The following is a 22,939-nucleotide window of genomic DNA, read 5'->3' on the forward strand; positions in this document are numbered from 1 at the left end:
AACGCTTCTCTACCTCTACAATAATGTCCTAACTCGTTCTCGTAGCGCTATAAATTGATATAAGCAAGCTGGCGACAGCTATGGATAGATCAGTTTGTGCTATCCGGCATGTGCTATTCGGCATAGACGTAATGCACATCTAGATATTCAGCTAACTTCTGCAATAGCATCTGCTCTTTGAAGGGCTTGCACAGTAAATCATCACAGCCCGCCGCAAGAATATCGGTGCGTTCCTCCTCTAAAACGCTAGCCGTAACAGCGATAATCACCGTTTTCCAGCCCCTTGCAGTAGCTTTGATCTGCCGGGTTGCCTCGTAGCCGTCCATATTGGGCATCCGCATGTCCATTAAAATCAGGTGAGGGTTCCAGTTGTTCCAAAGGGCGATCGCTTCCCGTCCGTCTTCTGCGGTTCGCACTTCAAAGCCGATATTAGAGAGCAACTGAACAAACAAGAGCTGATTGGCTAGCGTGTCTTCTGCCACTAGAATTCGTAGGCTGGGATGGTTGGGCTGTAACCCGATCGCCCGACGCATCGGCTGATCTGGAGCATCTGCCTGGGCGCTGGGCAAACCCACAGCAATATTGCACTTGAAGCAAGTTCCCTGTCCAACCCTGCTCTCAACCGCAATGTCGCCCTGCAAAAGCCGCACAAGCTGACGGCTAATAAATAACCCCAGACCTGTCCCTTTCTGAGATTGACGACCTGCCTCAGTCTGGGTAAAGGCATCAAATAAGGTATTCAGTTCGTCGTCGGCAATGCCTAATCCGGTATCTTCAACTTCAAAGATCAGCTGATGGGATAGAGCGGAATCGAGGCGAGGAGGGACGATCGCCCTGACTTCAGCCCGCAGCGTTACGCGACCCGACGGCGTAAACTTTATGGCATTTCCCAGTAGATTGAGCAAAATTTGCCGGAGTTTGCCCTCATCGGTTTGGACATAATGCGGCAAGTCGTCTGCTAGCTGAAACAGCAGCTCTAGACCTTTTGCCACAGCTCTGAGCTGAAGCATATCCTCCAGATTTTTGAAGAGACCTCGTAGGTCAACCATGCTTAGGCTGACGACTGCCTTACCCGCCTCAATTTTGGAGACCTCCAACACGTCATTGATTAACTCCAGCAGATGTTCGCCGCTGTTGTTGATAATTTTGAGGCTGTCCGTCTGAAATTCAGACAGGTTTTCTTCTAGAGCCAATAGCTCTGTAAAACCCAGAATGGCATGGAGCGGCGTACGCAGCTCATGACTCATGTTGGCTAAAAAAGTGCTTTTGGCAAGGTTTGCAGCATCCGCCACATCCCTGGCGTTTTGCAGTTCCGCCTCCATTTGCTTGCGATCGCTAATATCCCTTCCCACGCTCTGAAATTCCAAAAAATTGCCCTGGTCATCGCCAATCCAGCGGTTAATCCACTGCGTCCAGCGCACCTGACCGTCCACAATCACCGGGTGATCGATCGTTTTCACCGGGCATTCTGCCGTTAGGGAATGGAGCTGAGCGGCAATTCTGGCGCGATCGTCTTCTGACACTTCAGGATGAAACCGGGTGCCCACGATCGCTTCAGGTGTGAGCTGAAAATAGCGGCAGAATGCGTCGTTAACAAACGTAATGGTGCCATCTTTTTGCAGGCGCATAATCAGCTCAGTCTGATCTTGGACGATCGCTCGGTAGCGCGCTTCGCTCTGACGGAGTGCTGCTTCAGCCTGCTGGCGATCGGTGATATCCAGCACTACGCCAAATAGCCCTACAACCTGTCCAGCTTCACTCCGAATAGCTTCTCCCTTAACCCTTGTATACCGAATTTCGCCATCTGGACGGCAGATCCGAGCTTCAAACTCCAGCATCTCACCCCTTTCGATCGCCCGATCGATTTGCTCTTTCACCCGCAAACGATCGTCTGGATGGTAATACATCAATAGTTCTTCGACGCTAGGTTCTGACAAACTGGGATTGCGCCCAAAAATACGGAACTTCTCTTCTGACCAGGTGATTTTGCCTGCGATGAAGTCGTATTCCCAGCTGCCAATATGGGCAACTCGCTGAGCAGTAGCCAGGTCTGACTGACTTTTGCGTAGGGCTGCCTCCGCCTTTTTGCGATCGGTAATCTCTAAACAAGTGCCCACAAGCTGATGAATTCGCCCCTGGGAGTTACGTAGGGGGGTAAGTGTGGTCAGCCACCAGTGATCAATCCCTTGAAACGGCACAAACTCTTCGTAGAGAATGGTTTTGCCCGCTGCAATGCAGGCTCGGTAATTTTGATACCAAGCGGCAACAATGTCTGCCGGAAATAGATCTTCGTAGGACTTACCCAAAAAATCATGGCTGCCGTAACCCGTTACTTCCTCATGTCGGGCGTTAACTCCTGCGTTGCGAAATTCGCCGCTTTCCGACACATCCACGATAAAAATGGAAATGCCTATCCCTTCATAGATGCTGCGAAGAAACTGCTCCTTTTCTTGCAGGGCAGCCGCCGCCTGCTTACAGTGGGTGATGTCATAGGTCATTGCTAAAGCGCAGGGTGTGTCGTTCACCTGAATAACTTCAGCAGACACTTGAAGCGTACGAATTTCTCCGGGCTGGGTGCGAATTTCTAGCTCTTGCTTGTGGACAACACCTTCTGTTTGCAGGGTTTGAAAAAAGCGATCGCCCGCCTCTGGATCTACCCATAGGTTGAGTTCGCTGACCGTTTTGCCGTGAATTTCTTCCTGAGCATAGTGGGTGATGCTGCAAAAGTTTTGGTTTGCCTCCAAAAATCGCCTATCAGCCAGGGTGGTAATGATCATTGGCCCTGGATTAGAGCGGAAGGCTTTGGAAAACTTTTCCTCCGAACTGCGTAGGGCAGTCTCTGCAAGTTTGCGCGATCGCACTTCCTCTTGCAGCAAGGCATTTTGTTCTTCTAGCTGCCGGGTAAGAATGCGAAGCTTCAGATGGACATTGACACGGGCAATCACTTCTTCATGTTGCAACGGCTTGGTGACGTAATCCACGGCTCCTAGCATCAAGCCCTTAATTTTGTCTACCGGATCGGAGAGCGCCGTCATAAAAATTACGGGAATATTTTGCGTCATCGGCGAGCCTTTCAGCAATCGGCAGGTTTCAAACCCGTCTAAGCCAGGCATCAGCACATCCAGCAAAATTAAATCAGGCACCACCCGCTGCAATTTTTGCAGGGCATTCTCACCATCCTTGGCAATCAGCACCTCAAACCCATAGTCGAGCAACAAGTCCGACAGGACTTTAATGTTGGTGGGGAGGTCATCGACAATCAAAATTCGGGGTCTTGAGGCTAGATTCATGGGTCGCACACAATTGGCGGAAGAAGCGAACTTGAGGAGCTTGACGCAGTTGGCACAATCTGGCGCTCGATCAGCCTGAGTCTCAATCAGCCTGAGTCTCAATCAGCCTGAGTCTCAATCAGTCTGGGACTCGATCAGTCTGAGTCTCAATCAATTTAACGATCGCCACATCATCGAACTGTTCAGCAAATTGCTTTACCCGGTCAGCAAAGGCTTCATAACAGAGATCTAAGGTTTCTAAGCGCTCCGCTTCTTGAATAACTCTCTCAATATGCCCAATTTGCGCCGCCTCATACAAAATCTCTAGCTCTGACCGAGGGGGCATAATCAGCTCTTTTGTTAAATAGAGCGGAGGCGGTGAATCTGGTTCATTCTCGCAAATCCACTCTAGGCTTAAATAATGCTGCAAAATCTTCAACAAATCTTCTATTTGAATAGGTTTGGGTAAAAAGTCACTAAATCCTGCATCCTGACTCGCTTTGCGATTAAATTCAAACACGCTAGCAGAAGAAGCAATGATTGGAATTTCCCGAAATTCTGGAATCTGACGCAACTGACGAGTCAATTCAAACCCATCCATTCCAGGCATCACCAAGTCCGCAATGATAGCATCAGGACACTGCTGTAAGGCACAGGCTAGCCCCTCTTGTCCATTGTTGACCTCAATCAGATGAAATCCTAGCGGCTGCAACAAATCAATAATTACCGCTCGATTGTCTGGGCGATCGTCCGCCACCAAAATTTTGCGCCTTGCGCCTTCATAGCCTTGGATAGTTGCCAGAGAGTGTAACGAGGGCAAGAGGGTCCCGATCGCCCCTGGTAACGCTAGCTCAAACCAAAATTGACTGCCTTTTCCAAGCTGGCTTTTGACCTGTAACGCTCCACCCATTAGCTCTACAAGCTTGCGGGTAATGGTTAGCCCCAGCCCTGTGCCTTCAATGTGCTGATGCCGATCGCCCACCCGCTCAAACGGCAAAAAGATATCTTCTAAATCGTCTGAGGCAATTCCCGCGCCCGTATCTTCAATCTGAAAGCAGACTAAATAAGCTGGCTCCCGGCTCCCGGCTCCTGCCTCCTGCCTCCCGGCTCCTGCCTCCTGCCTCCTGCTTGTCACCTTCAGCGTCACTGTGCCCTGCTGCGTAAATTTAATGGCATTGCTCAATAGATTCAGCAAAACTTGCCGGAGCCGCTTGTCGTCGCCATGGACTATTTGGGGCAACCCTTCAGCCTGATAAACTAACGCTACGTCTTTCTGCTCAGCCTTGATGTGGCATAGATCGATCGCGCTTTCTAGGCAGGCAGGGAGATAGAAATCTTGTGTGACTAGCTCTAGCTTTTCCGCCTCAATTTTGGCGATATCGAGAATGTCGTTAATCAGCGTTAGCAGGTGCGATCCGCTTTGTTGAATGACTTGGATTCCGGCTTTTTGCTTGGTCGTCAGGGTGCGATCGCGCAGGAGAATTTGGGTATAGCCCAGAATGCCATTCAGCGGCGTCCGTAGCTCGTGGCTCATGTTGGCAAGAAAGGCGCTCTTTGCCCGGTTTGCTACCTCAGCAGCATCTTTGGCGGTGACTAGCTCTGCGGTGCGATCGCTCACTTTCTGCTCTAAAGATGAGTTGAGCTGCTCCAGCTCGTGGTTAATCTGCTGAAGCTGTTGATTTTGCTGTGCCAACTGCTGATCCTGACGATGGCGGCGCAGAGCCTCTGTCACCGTCAAGATCAGGTCTGCCTCGTCCCAGGGTTTGGCAATATATCGATACAGGTTGGCATGGTTGACGGCATTGCCCACAGCTTCGGCGCTGGCTTGTCCGGTCAACAGCACCTTAAGAATCTGAGGAAAGCGGCTGTGAACCTGGATCAGCAGCTCATCGCCCTTCATTCCTGGCATAATCTGGTCGGAAATAATCAGCGCTACTTCGACCTCTTCTAGCTGCAATTCTTCCAGAATGTCTAGGGCATCTTCGCTGCTCTGAGCCACTTCAATGTAATAATTTTTGCCAAAAGGACGCTTGAGCTGCTCCTTCAGGCTTTCTAGCACTATGTTTTCATCGTCGATACAGAGAATTGCAAATTGAGGCATGGTTACTTTTGGCGCAATCCACCTTGCTCAAGCCCGGACAAAATCGCATCGGCTAGATCCTCCTCAGACCAGGGTTTACTGAGGCAGCGATGGAGGTTTGCCTGTTCGTAGGCACGGGCGATCGCCACTTCATCTGCCTGTCCGGTCAGCATCACTTTGACGATATGGGGATATTTTTGATGAATTTGAATCAGAAATTCGTCTCCCTTGGTACCGGGCATCAGCCAATCTGAAACTAAAATTAAAACCTCGACGTTCTCCGTCAATAAATCTTCTAAAACTTCCCAGGCTTCGTCAGCGCTGCTTGCGGCTTCATAAATATACTGATGCCCAAATAATCGCTTAAGCTGCTCCTTCAGCGTTTCCAGGATCACTCCTTCGTCATCTACAAACAATATCGCTTTAGTCGGCTTCTCTACCATTAATTTAAAGCTGCTCTGCCATCACTTAAACCAGCATATTCTCCCAGGAGTTACTCTATGACATTTGCTCGATGACATTCACTCGATAGGTAGCCAGACTTCAAAGACTGTGCATCCAGGCTGGCTCTCGATCGCGATGTGTCCTGAGTGGCGATCGATGATTTTACGGCTAATATCCAGCCCTAGCCCATTGCCTTCTCCCGCTAGCTTGGTGGTGAAGAACGGCTCAAAAATTCGGGGCAGCACCTCTGGCGGAATGCCGCAGCCCGTGTCGGCAATCGTGACGATCGCGAAGTTTCTTCCCGCCTGAAGGGCTTGCCTTGTGCCAATAGTCAGCTGACCCTTGCCCTCCATTGCCTGAATAGCATTGTGGATCAGATTTGTCCAGACCTGATTTAGCTCGTCAGGATAGCAGAGCATGGGCGGTAGAGCGTCATAGCAACGCGTCACTTCGATGCCTTGCTTAATTGGGTTTTGGTAGAGCGTCAGGATCGTTTCCAGTCCGTCTGTGAGTTGGGCTAGCGTTTTTTGTCCGCTGTGATCGTAGCGAGCATAGTTCTTCAGCGCAAACACGACTTTGGCGGCGCGTTCGACGGCAATGGTGATGTTTTGGCTATTGCCCTGCAACCGAGCCAGATTGTAGGCAAGCTGAAGAATAAAATCGGCGTTTGCATCTTGGAGCAGCGGCAAGAATGGCTCAGTCTGGTCATAAATGCCAACATCCACTAGCGTATCGGCAACGGTGCGGGCATCGGCAATGCCGTGACCTTCTAACTGCTCGGTGAGCGATCGCTTCCATTGGCGCTTTTCACGAGCCGTTGCCTGGATATTGCTGTGCAAGATCCGATCGACCAGCGCAAAAAAGCGAGCTTGCTGATCGGCTGAAAGCACTTGGAAAAGCTTGGGCAACTGTTGCAGCGATTCTTCTAGGGCTTTGGCGGTGTTGCTGCTAGCGGCGCGAATGGCTCCTAGCGGCGTATTAATTTCGTGGGCAATGCCCGCCACGAGTTGCCCCAGAGCCGCCAGTTTCTCCGCCTGAATTAGCCCTTGCTGAGCGGATTGCAGCTGCTGCAAGGCTTCTGCTAGCTCGTGATTTTTTTGCACCAGCGCCCGTTCGGCTCGTTTGCGATCGCTCACATCTCGCACCATCACCAGCACTTCGTTCTCGCCGCTGACCACGATCCGCACTTCTTCGTATTGCAGCCGATCGCCCACATGGATTTCCTGTTCATAGACTTGAGGCATGCCCGTTGCTAGAGTCTGCTGAATATAGTGCAGTCGCTGCTGGGCTGCGTCAGGGGGCATCACCTCAAAAATGCTCCTACCCAAAGGCGTGTAGTCAGTAGGCATCAAATCCGTAATCTGATCGGATCTGACGTAGTCCAGGTAGTAACCTTCAGCGCTGACTCGCATCATCAGATCGGGAACAGCGGACAGAATGGCGCGATTTTTGGCTTCGCTAGCTTGCAGGGCGAGTTCAGCCTGTTTACGATCGCTGATGTCTCGAATGATCACCAGCACTTCATCGTCACCGCTAACGACAATTCGCACCTCTTCGTATTGCAAGCGATCGCCCATCTGGACAATCTGTTCATAGGATTGAAGCTCCCCAGTTTCCAGCGTTCGTTGAATCGCCTCCATGCGCTGCTGTGCCAGATCCAACGGCAGCGTTTCAAAAATGCTCTTACCCACAACGTTATAGCCGGAGGGCAGCAGATCGTGGGTGCTGTGTTTGGATATCACATAGCTGATGTGAGTGCCATCCCCTCGAAGGTGCCCCATGACATCTGGAATCGCTGATAGCATAGCGCGATTTTTGGCTTCACTCAGTCGCAGCGCCTCTTCAACCTGCTTCAGTTCAGTCACGTTGGTCGCAGAGCCAATAATGCCCTGCACCTGCTCGTTGTCATCAATGAAAGGGCTGATCACCGTTTTATACCAATGCACTTCTCCTTTGGCATTGGTCATGGGCTGAGCCGAAAAGCTGAGCGGCTGGCGCGTCGCCATCACCTGCTGGTTGCTGTCCAAAAAATCTTTTATCTCTTCGTGGTGAGGATTAAAGTCTACATCCCGCAGACCCAAGGTTTCTTCGACGGTATTGCCGTACATTGCCGCGCCCGCCTGGTTAACCACCAAAAATTTACCCTGCTGATCTTTGACAAAGATGGCGCTGGGCACCGCATCAATGACTTTGCGTAAGAAAGCCTGCTGGGCGCTTAGCTCGGCTTCAACCTGCTGCCGCTCTTGCTCGATGCGCTGGCGATCGGCTTCAATGTATTTTGCTGCGGTAATGTCTTTAACAGTGCCTTCAAAGTAGACAGGTTGCCCCACCTGATCTCGCACAACCCACGCCGTTTCTGAAATCCAGAGGATGTCGCCATTCTGTCGATAAATCTGAGATTCAAAGTTAGAGACTGCACCCTGCTGCTGCATCAAAGTCACAAATTCGCTACGGCGATCGCCCTCAGTATAGAGATGATTGGCCGCGTTGGGCTGGTCTGCAATCAGCGCTTCTGGGGAGCTGTAGCCATACATCTTGGCTAAGGCAGAATTGACCCTGAGATAGTTGCCTTCCAAACTGGTTTGAAACATACCATCTAGCGCATTTTCAAACATACTGTTTTCAAAAGCAGCCTGAGTAGCCTCTTCTACCCGATGCAGGGCAAGCCCTGAAACTCTAAGGACAGTCAGGGAACCGACAAGAGCAGCGATCGCCAGTGATATCAAACTCAGCCAGTACGAGGGATAACGCTTCAGCTCTGCAAACCACCCTAGCTGCAAGATAATTTGCAGGATAAGGGGCACCATCAACAGGAAGCGTAGCGGCAGTGTCTGGAAGCTCAGCCGAGCAGAAGGCGATCGCATAGCATCTGCAAAAAAAGACTTGATGCTGAGTCTAACCTAAGGGGTGCGATTTCGGATTATAAAATCCTTGTGGTGTTGACCTTAGGCGTTATGAGCTAGGGCTGGTAATGCACAACCTGCTCGTAGGCTCCTAGCATCTGCTGGGCGATCGCTTCCCAGCTAAAGTGCTGTCTGGCATAAGCTTGAGCGTTGGCTCCCCGCTGACGGCGATCGCCGGGATGATGCAGCGCCAGACGAATTGCTTCTGTGAGCGCCGGGATGGCGCAGGGGACAACCCAGCCAGAGTGCGATCGCTGAATGCCTGACCAGATATGCACCTGATCTGAGATCACAACAGGCACCCCTGCTGCCATGGCTTCGGCAACGGCAACGCCAAAGTTTTCATAGTAGGAGGGCAGCACAAACAGGTCAGCCGCCTGAAGCAGCGCGGATTTAGCCTCGCCAGAGACAAATCCTGTGAAGGTGGTGCAGTTTGCTAGAGGCGAAGCCTGCACCTGAGCGCGAATCTGATTCTCGTAGCTAGCATCCTGCGGATTGGCTCCAGCTATCACTAGATGAAATGTGCGACCTTCGGCATAGAGCTGTTCGAGGGCGGGCAGCAGCAAATCCAGCCCCTTCTTGGGATCGATCCGAGACATGAATAAAACCAGGGGACGATCGCTCGAAACTCTGTATTCTTGTCGCGTTGCAGCGATCGCCTCAGCGCTGACTGCATCCCCAGCGGTTACGCCTAGAGGCATCACCCAGTCTCGCGTCACCACCCCAAACCGCTCGGAGACTTTGGCTTCCTGATCGCTGGTGAAATGTAGCGCTGCCGCCCCGGCAAGATTGTGGCGTTCCAGGAGCGCCGCGTAAAGTCGCTTTAACTGCCGCTTTTTCTGCAAATCTGCCGGATCGAGAGTGCCTAAAGGACGCAGGACATAGGGCAAGTTTTGAGAACGGGCGATCGCCGCCGCTATCGAGCTAACTGGAGAAAACAGCGCGTGAATATGGGCAATATCAAACTCATGGGCATAGAGCGCCAGCCAGGTGAGCAGCCCTAAAGAAAACTTGTAGCGGCGAAAGGGCGCAGAGCGGAAGTAGCGAATTTGGTAGCCATCTTGCGCGATCGCACAGTTTAGCGGCACGTCTAGCGGGTCTTGATCCACATCGCCGTTGGCATCGGTGGTCAGAATCGTCACCTCTGCGCCCTGTGCTGCTAAACCCTGCGAAAAACCCAATACCATCTGGCTGGGACCGCCGTAGACTAGCGAGATTGACGGCACAATTTGTAAAACCCGCAGCGATCGACTCATGACTTCTCCCCGCTGAGCAACTGTTGATAAAATCCAAGCTGCTGCTGAGCCAAAGCCCGATTGGTGTAGCAGGTTAGAGCGCGATCGTAGGCTTGCTTTGAGAAGAGTGTTGCCACCTGCGGCTGCTGCATCAGCCACAGCAGACTTTCTCTCAGGGCAACGACATTGCCTTCAGGAAAGATCAGTCCAGATTCGTCAATCACGTAGGGAATTTCGCCAGAATCCGAGCCAATCACGGGCACCTGGCACGCCATGGCTTCAATCAGCACATGCCCAAACTGCTCTTTCCAGCCTTTAGAAGTTAGCGTGGTGAACTGTTCACTGGTTTCAGAGGGCAGCACCAGCACGTTCATCAGGTTAATGTAGCGGGGCACATCGTCATGGGGGACGCTCTCAACCCAGATGAGGCGATCGCCTATTCCTGCCGCCCCAGCTTTTGCCATCAAAGCCGTCTTCAGCTCACCTCGCCCCAGCAGCAGCCATTTCCAAGGTCTGCCGTCCACCAGCCCTGCTAAAGCATCACACAGGGTCAGCAATCCCTTTTCAGGCACAAACCGCCCGACAAACCCCACCACAAACTCGTGGGGCTGAATGCCCAGAGCAGCGGCAAGTTCCGGCTGCGGCTGCGGACAAAACCGGGTTTCATCGATTCCTAACTGCGGTATCACCTGAGCCGCGCCTGCATAGCCGCGCTGGCGCAAAACCTCTACGCCATCCTGATTGCCGACGATCGCCCCGTCGGTATGGTGCAGGTTGTAGGCCTCCAATGCTGAAACCGGGAACCTAAGGGTGTAGGGCAAATTCCACCAGGTAAAGAACAGATTTTTGGCGCCGAGTCCCAGTATGCGATTGAGGGTAATGAGTTGGGCATAGGCGATCGACTTTGAGCCTTGCTCTACCTGGATGATGTGAGGACGAAATTCTTGCAGCAGCGTCACAATTCCTGCTCCAAAACACAGTAGCCCCTGATTGTTTTGACTGAAGTTAGCCACAGGCACCACTCGAAAATTGCCGTCCTGCCAGGGTCGAGGTTTGACAACGTGATTTTGCACTCCGCCCGGTCGCCATTGCCGGGGCACAACCACCGTCACTTCGACACCGGGTTCTTGTGTCATTGCCCTCAGCTTCTCGCAGTTGAGATCGACAATGTAGGTGTGGCTGACTACCAGAATTCGCAGCGGTGACGGAGTGAATAGGGAGGCGATCGGTTGAGTAGGGTGGCTCAGGGATGCCATAGAGAATGGGGAGATAGGGGGAGCAGGGAGTGGGAACAGGGTTTTAACTATTTTTCAAGGCGCGATCGCCCTGGCTATAGACCTGTCCGTTATGGCTGAGGGACTTGATTAGCGTTCCCACTGCGCTGCCAAAACCCACAGCGTAAAACAGACCGCGCGTGATGATTTTGAGCGGAGAGCCGCTTTTGTAGCAGGGCGGATGTCCCAATACATGGCAGTCAAACAGCTTGGCAGCCAAACGTAGCCCTTGCCAGAGCGTCAGGTTTTTCAGCGCCATCAGAAAATGGTTGTGGTAAAAAGTGATCTGGTATTGCAGCGATCGCGTGCTGACATCGTGACATCCCCCCGTTTCCTCGCCCAAATGCACCAGATGCGCAGCTGGGTCGTACCAGATTTTTAACCCCGTCTGGCGAATGTGCAGACAAAAATCAGATTCTTCTCGCACGGCGCTGCCTTTGAAGCGCTCGTCAAACCAGATGCCATGGTCATAGAAAAGCGATCGCCGAAAGGACATATTGCAGCCCCTTGCCGTAATCACCTGTTGGGGTTTGACGGTATGAACCAGATCAATGTGATACCAAGCAATTCCGGCATCCATGGCTTCAGGCGGCAGGTACTCAATTTGCAGTCCGGGTATTGCATCAGCTAGCTTTAGGCGATCGAACACTCTGCCTGCAACCGCGCCAATCTGAGGATTGGTATAGTTTTGCGCATGGGCTTCTAGAAACCCTTGCGGCAGCAGCACATCATCGTCCAAAAATAAAATAATTTCTCCTAAAGCCCGCCTCACGCCGTAGTTACGCGCTCCGGGCAGGCTTGCCCAATTCAACCGAAACCAGCGAATTTTCTGCGCTGCTGCTAAAGTTTCTAGATAAGCCTGAGTGTCTGGCGTGTGGGTAGAAGTCTGGTCAATCACCAGCACTTCATAGTGGGAATAGTTTTGCTGCAATACGCTGGCGATCGTCTCGCACAAAACCGTTTCGCGTCCGTAAGTGGGGATGATGAGAGAGAGGAGCATTTTGGATTAGTTTCCTAAACTAGGTGAAAGCCGATCGCTTTAGCTGTTTTTTCCGGGCGCGTTTTGGGGACGACAGCACCTCTGGCTGGGCGACTTCGAGCTGGGCAAGCCGATCAAGTTCGGGGAGTTTCAATACGGCTCCAGCAAAGAACCAGTAGTAAACCGCAACCGGATCGACATCTAGCGGGTAGTAGTAGGTGTTGTAGCTGATGAATAAAATGAACCAGGCAAGGGCGGCTCCATAGGCTCGTAGACTGCGATCGCGCACCAAGCCATAGGCTTTGAAGGCGGTGTAGGTGAGGACAGAAACTAGGACAAGGAAGGCGATCGTGCCAAAAGGTCCAATCTCATAGATCATTTTTGGGTAGTAGGTTTCGACGAGCTGAGTTTCGCCCAGGGCACGAGCTGAGTTGGTGGCACGTCCCAGACCATTGCCCAGAAGATTGCCGTCTTTCATCGCCCAGTGAAATTGTCCAAAAATGAATTCGTAGGGTGGAGCAGCGTTCCAGCGACTAACAAAACTATCAATGCGCTCTTGCACGGTTGCGGGGTTTTGCAGGGCAACAACGCTGAGAATGAGCGCTAATCCAGCGGCGATCGGGATAAATCGTTTGAGGTTAGCGACTTGTCCGGTCACGAGCAGCAGCAGAGCAATGATGATAGGCACCAATGCCAGAGCAATCCGCTGTCCCGAAATCACCGCCATGACAAAGACGCTGCCCAGCGCCACCAGCCCCAGAATTCGCCAGAGAGGTTTGGGTTCGTTGAAGGCAGAAGGAAACGCTAGGAAGCTGCTGGAAATCAAGAACCAGCCCCACTGCCAGGGGGCTACAAAGGTTCCGGGTAAGCGAATCACTCCTTCCTGCGGGCTATAGAGTAATGCTCCACCCACCACACATCGGGCTTCTAGCGAGGCTTTGAATAGACTGCTGCCTGTGGAGAGTCGGGTTCCAGCACATTTACCCGTCAGCAGCATGAGGTACTGCACCATTGCCAGCGCGCAGCAGATAATGATTAGCACTAGCATCAGACGCATCAGGAAATAAAACTCCTGCTTGGTACGCAGCAGGTAGTAAGCGCAAGGGATCAGCGGCAGATAGCCCAACATCACCTTGAGTCCTAGAATGCCCATGGCGATCGGCTGTTCTCCGCCTTTGCCAAAAAACTGCTGATAGCCGTTGACCACGAGCAACGTCATGCCGCACAGCATGAGTAGCGCCATCAGCGCGGGCAAGATTTGCTTAGGGATCAGAAAGGGGAGGCGATCGCGTTTGCAGTGCTGCATGACGCCAATTAGAGCCGGAATGTATAGTCCATCTTTTGCCAATTGCAGCAAGGGACTGTTGCCGATCGCGTAGGTGATGGTGCCGCCAAAGGGGACGTAGATCAAAAATGCCCATAGGGCGAAGCGGGGGTATTTGAAGGCGAGTGCCAAGATGACGACACCTAGTGTGCTGGCGATCGCCATTTTGATGCCGCCAAGGATGCCCACCAATACGCCAATGATGCCGCCGAAGCAGAGCGCGCTGACTGCAAAGCTAATGATTTCTTTGCGGATGCGATCGTATTTTCGCTTTTCAGCCCTCTGCTCTTTCAAGCTCAGAGGTGGCTTAGCGCTAACAGTTTGGCACTTAGATTTGCTTTTAGATTTACTTTTAGATTTACTTTTAGATTTGCTTTTGGACTTGCTTTTGGATTTGCTTTTGGATTGACTTGTAGAGCCAGCCGGAGCAGGCTGATCCACAGGGATTGGATGGGGTGTTTGATGAGTTTTCAACACAGGTTTGGCCCTATCCCGTCTGGATTTTCTCTCTCTAGTTGTTCCCGTTAACCTAAGTAGGCTAACGAGAAATGAAGGTCTGGAAGACAGACCAATAGCCTTGAGGATCTTCCCAAAACTCCCGGCGGGGAATGCCGTCCCCCCTATCCCCTCGGCGCTTCGTATGAGTGAGCTGATCGAGGCGCTGATCGAACTGCGGGTTTTACTGGGAGGTTTGGCTGGGAGATTTGGCTGGGAGGATTCGCAAACTGAGGGCAAGGCACGTCGTAAACTAAGCAAGAAGCCATGCACTCTTTTTATCTATGCCCACTCTTCAGCAGCAAATTCAGCAGTTTTACGACGCATCTTCCGGTCTGTGGGAGCAGATTTGGGGTGAGCATATGCACCACGGCTACTACGGTGAAGCAGGCACCGATCGCAAAGAGCGACGGCAAGCGCAAATTGACCTGATTGAAGAGCTTTTAAAGTGGGCGGATGTCCAACAGGCGACTCAGATCCTGGATGTGGGCTGCGGTATTGGCGGCAGTTCGCTATACCTAGCCCAGAAATATAACGCTGCGGCAACGGGCATTACGCTGAGTCCGGTGCAGTCAAATCGGGCGATCGCGCGTGCCCAAGCCGCAGGTTTGGGCGATCGCACAGTCTTTCAGGTGGCTGATGCTTTAGAAATGCCGTTTGCCGATCAGTCGTTTGACTTGGTGTGGTCGCTAGAGAGCGGCGAACATATGCCTGACAAGCAGAAATTTTTGCAGGAATGCTACCGGGTGCTGAAACCGGGCGGCAAGTTTATTTTTGTGACCTGGTGCCACCGTCCGATCGCGCCTCCCAATCCGCCTTTGACTTCCGATGAGCAAAAGCTTTTAGAGAAAATCTACCAGGTATACTGCTTGCCTTACGTAATTTCTCTGCCGGAATATGAGGCGATCGCCCAAGCTCAAGGGTTCCAAACCATTCGCACTGCCGATTGGTCTACAGCCGTTGCGCCTTTCTGGGATGTTGTCATTGATTCTGCCATCACGCCCGCTGCGGTCTTGGGTCTACTCAGTTCTGGCTGGACAACTATCCAAGCTGCGCTTTCCCTAGGTCTGATGCAGCAGGGCTATCGTCAAGGTCTGATCCGCTTTGGTTTACTGTGTGCTACCCGCTAAGCTATGGCTTTTTGTGGCGGGGAGAAGCGGTATAAATTTGTGTTTTGGGTGATGCCCGTCTTTGAGTTGGTGAAATGTTGAGTTCATAAAAGTTGCAAGGTTCATGCTTGCTCTTCTGAATCCAATTTATCGATCGCATTCTGTCGGTTTATTGGTTTGAAAGCTGTCTGTAGTGACCTTTTCAAACCAATAAACATTTGCTTGCATATCCGCCAAAGGGCTTAGTGCGGCAAATCCGAAGACGGCTATACTGATGCTTACATGTATATAATATTATATAAAAAATCTTTTCAAACACGGATACTTACCCGGTCAAAGATTAGCCACAGACGAGTCAAAGATTTTCTGCCAAGTTCAAGTCAGGGTGCGTAAAACCGAGGATTGGGATGGAAATGCTAATGACGGAAGATGTGCTGCCAGTTGTGGGAGCGGTTTTAGATCAATGTTTCTTGAATCTTATGCTCTCAACTTCCTCTCTCGCTAAAGCTTTTCCTCATGACATGGTTCATCCGTCACTGGCAACCGCCATCTTAGAGCAAGCAACAGACGCGATCGAGATCTGTGATCTTCAGTTCCAGCTGGTTTATGTGAATCGGGCTTTCGAGAGGATTACAGGGTATCGGCGCGAGGAGGTTCTGGGGCAAACGCCTGCTACTTTGCTGCGAATAGAGCCGTATGAAGAGGTATCCCAAGATATTTGGGGCACGATCGCCTCCGGCAAATCCTGGACAGGTTGCTGCACTGGGAAACGCAAAGATGGCTCAACCTACCATCAAGATGCGACTGTTTTTCCGGTTTATGACGGCATGGGTGAAATCACAAACTATGTGGCGATTAAACGAGACATTAGCGATCGCCACTGCACTCACTTAGAACTAGAACATGCTCTTTCGCGGCTGCAAGCCACCCTCGAATCGACCGTAGACGGCATTTTGGTCATTAGCAAAACGGGTAGGATCGAAGGCTTTAATCAAAAATTCGTAGAAATGTGGGGTATCACGGCAGAACCTACCGTAAGATTTACCGCGCAACCTACCGCGAAACATCTGGATCAACAGAACTCCATTCCGTTCCATACCATTTTGGATCAACTTCAAGATCCCAATGCGTTTTTTACGAGTGAGGGCTTTAGCTCAGCCGAGGCTGCACTTAGCTCATCGGCAGCTACCTATGAAGACGTGTTGAAGCTGAAAGATGGTCGAATCTTTGAGCGTTATTCTTTGCCACAGTGGCTAAATGGCAAAATTGTGGGTCGAGTTTGGAGCTTTAGAGATGTCACCCTTCGTCATAGCAATGAGGCTATCATTCGCTATCAGGCTTCCCACGATTTATTGACTGGACTGCCCAATCGGATGCTGTTTAATGAGCGGCTAAAGGCAACGCTGGATCGGGCAAAACAAGACAAAACTCAGCTGTCCGTCATGTTTTTAGATTTAGATCGATTCAAAAACATCAACGACACGCTAGGACATGCGGCCGGAGATTTACTGCTGCAAAGCGTAGCAGAACGACTCACCCAATGTCTGAGAGAAAGCGATATTGTTGCCCGCTGGGCAGGCGATGAATTTACCCTGCTACTACCCAATATCCACGACATTAGGGATGCAACGACGATCGCCCAACGAATTTTGGAATCTCTGCGTGAAGAATTTAATCTGGCAGGTCATCGGCTGCACATCAGCATCAGCATTGGCATTGCTGCCTATCCTCAAGATGGAGAGGATACAGAAACGTTGCTCAAGAATGCAGATACGGCTCTCTATTGTGCTAAAGAAGCAGGTCGTAATAAATATCACCTCTACATGAATGCTAACGATGCCCAGACCTCAAATGCCCAGACCTCAAAACTATTTACGTTAGAACGCTATTAGCCCCTACCTCAGAGCATGAAAGGTTTGTAGCAGGGGAAACCGTTTTTCCAAAACCAGTTGCTTCTGATTCCCAAATGCGGAACAATCGTAAGCGTCCACTTAGCTGCTGCACGCTTTGAAAGATGCTCAAGTACGAGTCGCCGCAAGGGTTCCTGCTCCGCTTCAGGCAGGGGATTTACTGCGGGTAATTGCGCCCAGCGGAGCTTTACGAGAGCAAAAAGCATTTCAAGAGGGCGTAAAAATTTGGCGATCGCGCGGCTACCAAGTTGAGATAAGTCCGGGTTACGATCGGCGCTGGGGCTATTTGGCGGGAACTGATGAAGAGAGGCGATCGCAGCTTGCCCATGCCCTCACCGATCCGGACTGTCGGGGTATCCTGTGTACCCGTGGCGGTTACGGTGGCACAAGAATTCTGGAAGATTGGCGGTGGGCTGCACCTGAATCCGCTGATTATAAAACGACTGAACCTAAGTGGCTGATTGGCTTTTCAGATATCACAAGCCTGCTATGGAGCCTCAGTATTCAGGGAATTTCTGGCGTTCACGCCCCTTTGTTGACGACGATCGCCGCTGAACCCGAATGGTCACTCCAGCGATTATTTGATTGGGTAGAAGGGCGATCGCTACCACCTTTAAAGGGAGAGGGCTGGGGAGGAGGGAAAGCCGAGGGCATTCTGCTGCCCGCCAATCTCACTGTAGCAACGCACCTGTTAAATACTCCAGCTCAACCCAACTTAGCAGGCGTGATTCTAGCCTTTGAAGATGTTTCTGAAGCGCCCTACCGGATCGATCGCATGTTAACCCAGTGGCGTATGAGCGGCGCTCTTAAGGACGTGCGAGGGATTGCCCTAGGGCGATTTAGTCAGTGTGAGCCGCCTGCCCATATTCCCAGTTTCACCGTTGCTGAAGTGCTACGCGATCGTTTGGGCGGTTTAGGCATCCCGGTCGTTTCAGGTCTGCTATTTGGGCACGATGGCGAGAATGCCGCCCTGCCTGTGGGCATTTCTGCTCGTCTAGATGGAGATCTGGGTGAGCTAAGCATTTTGGATGAGCTAAGCATTTTGGATGAGCTAAGCATTTTGGATGAACTAAGCAAGCGTTGCTGAATGACGAAATGAAGCCATCCGATCCGCCTTCGTTCACTCCTTTAGACCATTACCCAACAAGCCATTACGCAAAAACATCTAGAAGCAATGTCAGGATTAGATTTTACTCTGCCGCCTCAATAAACTGGCTGTCCATCAAAAACATGCCTCTTGAAAACCGTACTCCCCAGAATCCTCCCGGACGACGATCGATCACAATTCCTTCCTCACCCAGATGAATTACGTTGGAGGGACGCATCATCGGCATAGGTTCTGCGGTTTTGACATAGGGGGGAATAGATTTCACCCGGACGCGATCGCCAATCATAAATTCTGAGGTTTCTGTCATGAGAGAGTTAAGAGAATTGGAGGGGGAAATAGGGAGGGATAATTTAAGAAACTTCTGAACCTATGACGGATCGCAGCGGATTTCTACCAGAAAACCATCTGGATCGTAAAAATAGACACCGCGACCCGTGGGGCGAGTCACAGGGCCATGAGCGATCGCAACTTCATTTTGGTGCAGCACATCCACCGCCTGGTCAAACCACTGAGGATCAATGTCAAACGCCAAGTGCCCAGCGCGGGTAAACTCCTGATTTGGATCGGGGTGAGGCGGAGTGAGGTTGGGTTTCCAGAACAGATCCAGAATAGTGCCATCGGGCGTGATGAAGTTGGCGACTTCTCCAGCTTCAAAAGCTTGCCGTAGAGTTTCGGGTACTTCGTCGCCTTGCAGCTCACGTAGCCCTAACAGCTTGCCATAGAAACAGCGAGAGGCGTTGATGTCTTGAACATGCAAAGCAATATGGTGAACCCGTCGCAGTTTCCCTAACGTTAATCCAGGAGTAGACCGAATGGATTGAGGGCTAGAAACCATAGAAGCAAATCAGCGCAGCTAGAGATCAGGATAGCCTATCTTTAGGTTTTGTAGCTGTGCCAGTTTGCTTAGGACATTTAGGATAGATTGCGGCTGAGTGAATAGCTCAGCCTATTGGTGAATTCTGCCGTCGGGTAAGGTTGCGCCTGTCAAAATTGCCTCTGTTAAGTTGGCGCTGCTCATTTCTGCTCTCATCAGGTTGGCATTTGTGAGATCGGCGTTGGTGAGAATTGCTCTCGCTAAATAGGCTTCAATTAGGTGCGCATCGCGGAGTGTGGCTCCCCAGAGGTTAGCGCGGCTGAGGTCAGCTCGGTTTAGGCGAGCAAGCGTCAGGTTAGCTTTTGCCAAATGCGATCGTATCAGCTTGGCATCAGCAAGGTTTGCGCCTTGAAGGTTGACGCTAGCCAAGTCAGCTTCCGTCAAATTGGTACGCTCTAGCCTAGCGTTCATCAAATTTGCACCCCGCAGGACGGCCCGTTCTAAATTAGCTTCCGTCAGGGTGGTTGCTTTGAGCGTAGCTTCCGTCAGATCGGCTCCGCTGAGATCGGCTCCTCGTAAAGTAGCCTCGCTGAGATTGGCACCCCGCAAATCAACCCGTGCTAGGTCGGCTCCCGTCAGATTAGCCCCTCGTAAATCTGCTTTTCTCAAGGTGGCTCCTCGCAAATTTGCTGCATATTTACGATTTTCTTCCCGCAGATTTGCTCCTCGCAAGCAGGCTCCCGTCAGGTTAGCGCCACTCAGATTGGTATTGCGTAAGTCAGCGTCAATGAGGTTGGCATCTAGCAGGTTAGCCAGGGTTAGGTCAGCGCTACGCAGATCGGCTCCCTGAAGAATAGCTCCATGTAGGTCGGCATCCCGCAGATTAGCTCGAACCAGATCGGCTTGGCTGAGATTGACACCCCCCAGTCGAGTTGCCATCAAGTTAGCTTTGGTCAGTTTGGCTCGGTTGAGGTACGCCAGGACAAAAGTAGCGCTGTGTAAATCTGATTCCTGCAAATTGATGCCAATGAGATCGGCATGAGCCAAATTGATTCCCGTGAGGTTTTCGCCGCAGAAGCTAAGTTCACCTGCTTTGTAGCGCTTGAGCAGTTCATTCACCTTGATCATGAGTTCACCTCTTTGCAGATGGGGAAAGACAGCACCTGACAGGTGTACTCAGATTGCTCATGCAGGGAGCGATCGCCTTTCAGAGCATCTGGTTTCAAAGCATCTGGTTTCACAGCATCTGGCTCCGTTATTTCAGGGAGATCTGCCTCTACGCTGATGATATTGGTGGGGCTTTCATCTTTGGGTACGGAGGCGGCAACTGCCTTGAGTGGCAGATAAATATACAAAGGCTTAAGCGATCGCACAATCACCTGAGCAATCTGAATATAGTCATTTGGCTCCTTGAGTGATTTTGCGGTACTCAGCAGCCTCGACTCCAGCTCATGTAGAAGTTTATGAGTTTGCAGCAAGATATTCAACAAGTCATCTAGCTCATGATTTTTGAGCAGTAAATCATGCTCAGCACCGGGTGTAAACACTTCATGCAGTAGAGAAAAGAGGAGAATTTTCACCCGTAGAGGGTTAGCAGATTGGATGATGTTAAGCCGCAAATCAAAGAGGTCGGGGAGCAACGACTGTCGGATGTAAGCATATTCAGCTGCCTGAGCAGGCGGCATGGCTGACTCAACTGACCCGATGGGTGGCTCTCTGAGTAGTTGCATCAAGGATGATTCTTCCATGCCTTCTGTCAAGGTCATTTCTATCGGCTCATACGCCTGTGATGCTAGCGGCAGTTTAGGTGAATAAAGCGGCTGAAAGATGAGGCAAACTCGCTCGGCGATCGCGCCATACTCAGCTTGCTTACTCAAGGTCTTAGCCAAGTTGTCTAGAACTGCCTTAAGACTCTCTAGGGTAGGCATTAGGCTATAGATTTCTTGAACTAGATCCAGAAAAGTCAGATCGTCAAGCCGCTTTACGTCAGTCTCCCAGATATTTCTACTGGCTAGAACCAGGAGTTTCTTGATTCGAAGGGAGTCAGGGTCACATGCCAGCCTTTGTATGACTGCTTCATAGTCTTTTTGTCCGCTCGCTCTTACGGGACAGTCTAGATACAGCCGACTGACGCGATTGATAATGGTGTTGGCTACGAGAGTATATTCAGCCGATTTATTGAGAGAGCCAGCAATAGCATGAATGTGCGACTGGAGCCGTTCTAGCGTGGGAGCGATCGCCAGTAAGCTTCCCACCAGATCTATAAAATCTATCTGTTCTAGCTGGCGCAGATCATTTTCCCAATTTTGTGTAGAGGCAAACAAAAGCAGTTTCTTAATGCGGAGGGAATTGGGGTCGCTTGCTAGATCCCTTATCACTTCAGTGAAAAGGAAGGAAGTGGCATGGGATGGGAGGATGGATGTAGCGAGAACCATAAGCTTCAGGCATAGACGGATGATAGATGCTCTCTAGGCTAGAGTGCCTAATCGTACCGCCTAAGTCATCCTGGTTATTACTCATGTTTTTAGTCTTGAAAGTCTGAAAGCAGTATACTCACTGGCAAAATCACGCTAAAAGATGAGAATTTCGTCTAAGGGCTAGCAGATAGTCTTATTCAAAGATTACTTGAAAACCAAAAAAACTACTGAGAATTACGTACTCATATGGGAGTCGCAAAGCGTGATTTTGTCCAGCATGATTGAGCAATTACTCAGAAAAAGGCATACCCATTTAAACTGATTGTGAGGTAGATATTTTTTGAGAGCCGCGCGAAGCGCGGCTCTCAAAAAATATCTACCCTGTTTGGACTTTAGAGCGGTACTAGAAAAGAGAGAGTGCTATGACAGAAGCCGGAGTTCAGGTCTGCCCTACCTGCAAGGTAAAAATCATCAAAATGATTGGTGGCGATCGCGTCCTATTTTCCACTGGTGCTCCGGGCACCCGCGCCGTTCTCTGGGCAAGGGTTTGCCAGTATGCCAAAACTCCAGCCTGCATCAATCAGGATCGCGATCGAATAGGCACCATTCAAGCCCAAGATTACTACCAGCCCGAAGCCAACAAAAAACCAGAGGCGATTGAATAAGAGCGCTGTCCGTACTGCATTTTGCTGTCTACTTTGTCTTTCGCCACACCAGGCACTGTTTTATCTGAAGAAGACCGTTCATAATCGGAGTATGGAGAAACTACTCTTCACCGACAAAGCTATGGTCAAGGGTCGCGCTCTGTTTTTGGGAGAGCGGCTAGATCTCAAATCACTGGAAACGACAGCTCATTTGGCAACGCTGCCCCTGGTGGTAGAAGCGGGCGATCGGGGTTGTGCAGTGCTTTTCCGATACGGAGCCGTTGTCCTGTTTGGGCTAAACCCGATTGAAGAGGCTTCTTTTCTGTCTTACCTAAAGCCGTTAGTAATTGAGCCATTTGCCAAGCCTGAGACAGAGGAAGCCGTTCTGATGCAGGATAACGTTGGCGGGCGAATTGAGAACGGCACAATTTGGCTGCAAGAATTTGATATTAGTCGGTTCCAAATCGTTGCTGACGTGCTGGGTAAGAGTGTTGTTTTGGCTCACTATGAAGGTGGCACCGCCAAAGTCTTTGACCAAATTGAACCCTTTGCCGATAGCCTTCAACGCAGTGCCAGAGACGAGCGCTGGGGGAAGGAGCTGTTGCGACAGCTCGGCAGAACTCTGATGATTCAGCACAAGATTGTTGGGCGGGTAGAAATTATTGACAAGCCAGAGCTGCTATGGGACTCTCCTGCCCTAGAGCGGCTCTATGCACGCTTGGAAAACGAATATGAAATTCGGGAGCGGCACACCGTACTAGAACGCAAGCTAGATCTGATTTCGCGCACGGCAGAAACAGTGCTGGATTTGCTTCAGCACAATACAGGCCTGCGGATGGAGTGGTATGTGGTGATCTTGATTGTGGTAGAAATTGTGCTGTCGCTGGTAGACTTGTTTCTCGAACTCAAGTGAAATTTCTGTAGCCTCCTTTTT

The 22,939-nt window shown here is 51.0% G+C and carries 17 protein-coding genes; 5 read left to right on the plus strand and 12 right to left on the minus strand.

The window, feature by feature from the left end; translation table 11 throughout:
* Positions 1-113 precede the first annotated feature (113 nt).
* From AC5JMP_RS12610 to hpsL, 8 genes are all read right to left on the minus strand, one after another.
* The gene (locus tag AC5JMP_RS12610; RefSeq protein ID WP_495851823.1) at positions 114-3,290 is read right to left on the minus strand and encodes a PAS domain S-box protein; all 3,177 of its coding nucleotides are present in this window, start codon (positions 3,288-3,290) and stop codon (positions 114-116) included.
* Between the two features lie 118 nt (positions 3,291-3,408).
* Positions 3,409-5,370: a response regulator gene (locus AC5JMP_RS12615; RefSeq protein ID WP_495851824.1), complete on the minus strand. Its 1,962-nt coding sequence runs from the start codon at positions 5,368-5,370 to the stop codon at positions 3,409-3,411.
* Between the two features lie 2 nt (positions 5,371-5,372).
* Positions 5,373-5,792: a response regulator gene (locus AC5JMP_RS12620; RefSeq protein WP_495851825.1), complete on the minus strand. Its 420-nt coding sequence runs from the start codon at positions 5,790-5,792 to the stop codon at positions 5,373-5,375.
* A gap of 78 nt (positions 5,793-5,870) precedes the next feature.
* On the minus strand, positions 5,871-8,657 hold the full coding sequence (locus AC5JMP_RS12625) for a PAS domain S-box protein (RefSeq protein ID WP_495851826.1): 2,787 nt from the start codon (positions 8,655-8,657) through the stop codon (positions 5,871-5,873).
* A 95-nt stretch (positions 8,658-8,752) separates the two neighbouring features.
* Entirely contained in the window at positions 8,753-9,940 is a 1,188-nt protein-coding gene (gene hpsP / locus AC5JMP_RS12630) for a hormogonium polysaccharide biosynthesis glycosyltransferase HpsP (RefSeq protein WP_495851857.1), read from the minus strand.
* A gap of 8 nt (positions 9,941-9,948) precedes the next feature.
* Positions 9,949-11,130 (minus strand): hormogonium polysaccharide biosynthesis glycosyltransferase HpsO, encoded by a 1,182-nt coding sequence (gene hpsO / locus AC5JMP_RS12635; RefSeq protein WP_495851858.1) that lies wholly within the window; start codon positions 11,128-11,130, stop codon positions 9,949-9,951.
* A gap of 100 nt (positions 11,131-11,230) precedes the next feature.
* Positions 11,231-12,205, minus strand: coding sequence for a hormogonium polysaccharide biosynthesis glycosyltransferase HpsN (gene hpsN / locus AC5JMP_RS12640; RefSeq protein ID WP_495851827.1), 975 nt, complete (start codon positions 12,203-12,205; stop codon positions 11,231-11,233).
* 19 nt (positions 12,206-12,224) lie between these two features.
* Positions 12,225-13,949 (minus strand): hormogonium polysaccharide biosynthesis protein HpsL, encoded by a 1,725-nt coding sequence (gene hpsL / locus AC5JMP_RS12645; RefSeq protein ID WP_495851859.1) that lies wholly within the window; start codon positions 13,947-13,949, stop codon positions 12,225-12,227.
* 338 nt (positions 13,950-14,287) lie between these two features.
* Between hpsL and AC5JMP_RS12650 the strand changes: the two genes are divergently transcribed.
* The 3 genes from AC5JMP_RS12650 to AC5JMP_RS12660 all read left to right on the plus strand — a co-directional run bounded on the left by AC5JMP_RS12650 (position 14,288) and on the right by AC5JMP_RS12660 (position 18,109).
* Positions 14,288-15,133 carry a methyltransferase domain-containing protein gene (locus AC5JMP_RS12650; RefSeq protein ID WP_495851828.1) on the plus strand — a complete coding sequence of 282 codons (846 nt, stop codon included), beginning with the start codon at positions 14,288-14,290 and terminating at the stop codon, positions 15,131-15,133.
* A 392-nt stretch (positions 15,134-15,525) separates the two neighbouring features.
* Positions 15,526-17,004, plus strand: coding sequence for a diguanylate cyclase domain-containing protein (locus tag AC5JMP_RS12655; protein WP_495851829.1), 1,479 nt, complete (start codon positions 15,526-15,528; stop codon positions 17,002-17,004).
* A 115-nt stretch (positions 17,005-17,119) separates the two neighbouring features.
* Positions 17,120-18,109, plus strand: coding sequence for a S66 peptidase family protein (locus AC5JMP_RS12660; protein WP_495851830.1), 990 nt, complete (start codon positions 17,120-17,122; stop codon positions 18,107-18,109).
* A gap of 103 nt (positions 18,110-18,212) precedes the next feature.
* Here AC5JMP_RS12660 and sipA read toward each other — a convergent pair whose 3' ends face one another.
* The 4 genes from sipA to AC5JMP_RS12680 form a co-directional block, all read right to left on the minus strand.
* Complete coding sequence (gene sipA / locus AC5JMP_RS12665; protein WP_495851831.1) at positions 18,213-18,437, minus strand: regulatory protein SipA; 225 nt, start codon at positions 18,435-18,437, stop codon at positions 18,213-18,215.
* A 60-nt stretch (positions 18,438-18,497) separates the two neighbouring features.
* Positions 18,498-18,965 carry a VOC family protein gene (locus tag AC5JMP_RS12670; protein WP_495851832.1) on the minus strand — a complete coding sequence of 156 codons (468 nt, stop codon included), beginning with the start codon at positions 18,963-18,965 and terminating at the stop codon, positions 18,498-18,500.
* A gap of 111 nt (positions 18,966-19,076) precedes the next feature.
* Positions 19,077-20,069: a pentapeptide repeat-containing protein gene (locus AC5JMP_RS12675; RefSeq protein WP_495851860.1), complete on the minus strand. Its 993-nt coding sequence runs from the start codon at positions 20,067-20,069 to the stop codon at positions 19,077-19,079.
* A complete protein-coding gene (locus AC5JMP_RS12680) occupies positions 20,069-21,379 on the minus strand; it encodes a hypothetical protein (RefSeq protein ID WP_495851833.1) in 1,311 nt (436 codons plus the stop codon). The genes AC5JMP_RS12675 and AC5JMP_RS12680 overlap by 1 nt, the downstream gene beginning before the upstream one ends.
* Before the next feature lie 404 nt (positions 21,380-21,783).
* Between AC5JMP_RS12680 and nblD the strand changes: the two genes are divergently transcribed.
* Together nblD and AC5JMP_RS12690 are read left to right on the plus strand one after the other, a co-directional pair.
* Positions 21,784-22,026, plus strand: a complete 243-nt coding sequence (nblD, locus tag AC5JMP_RS12685) for an NblD family protein (RefSeq protein ID WP_495851834.1) — start codon at positions 21,784-21,786, stop codon at positions 22,024-22,026.
* A 91-nt stretch (positions 22,027-22,117) separates the two neighbouring features.
* The gene (locus AC5JMP_RS12690) at positions 22,118-22,918 is read left to right on the plus strand and encodes an RMD1 family protein (protein WP_495851835.1); all 801 of its coding nucleotides are present in this window, start codon (positions 22,118-22,120) and stop codon (positions 22,916-22,918) included.
* Positions 22,919-22,939 lie beyond the last annotated feature (21 nt).

The sequence above is a fragment of the Drouetiella sp. genome, from assembly GCF_059504425.1.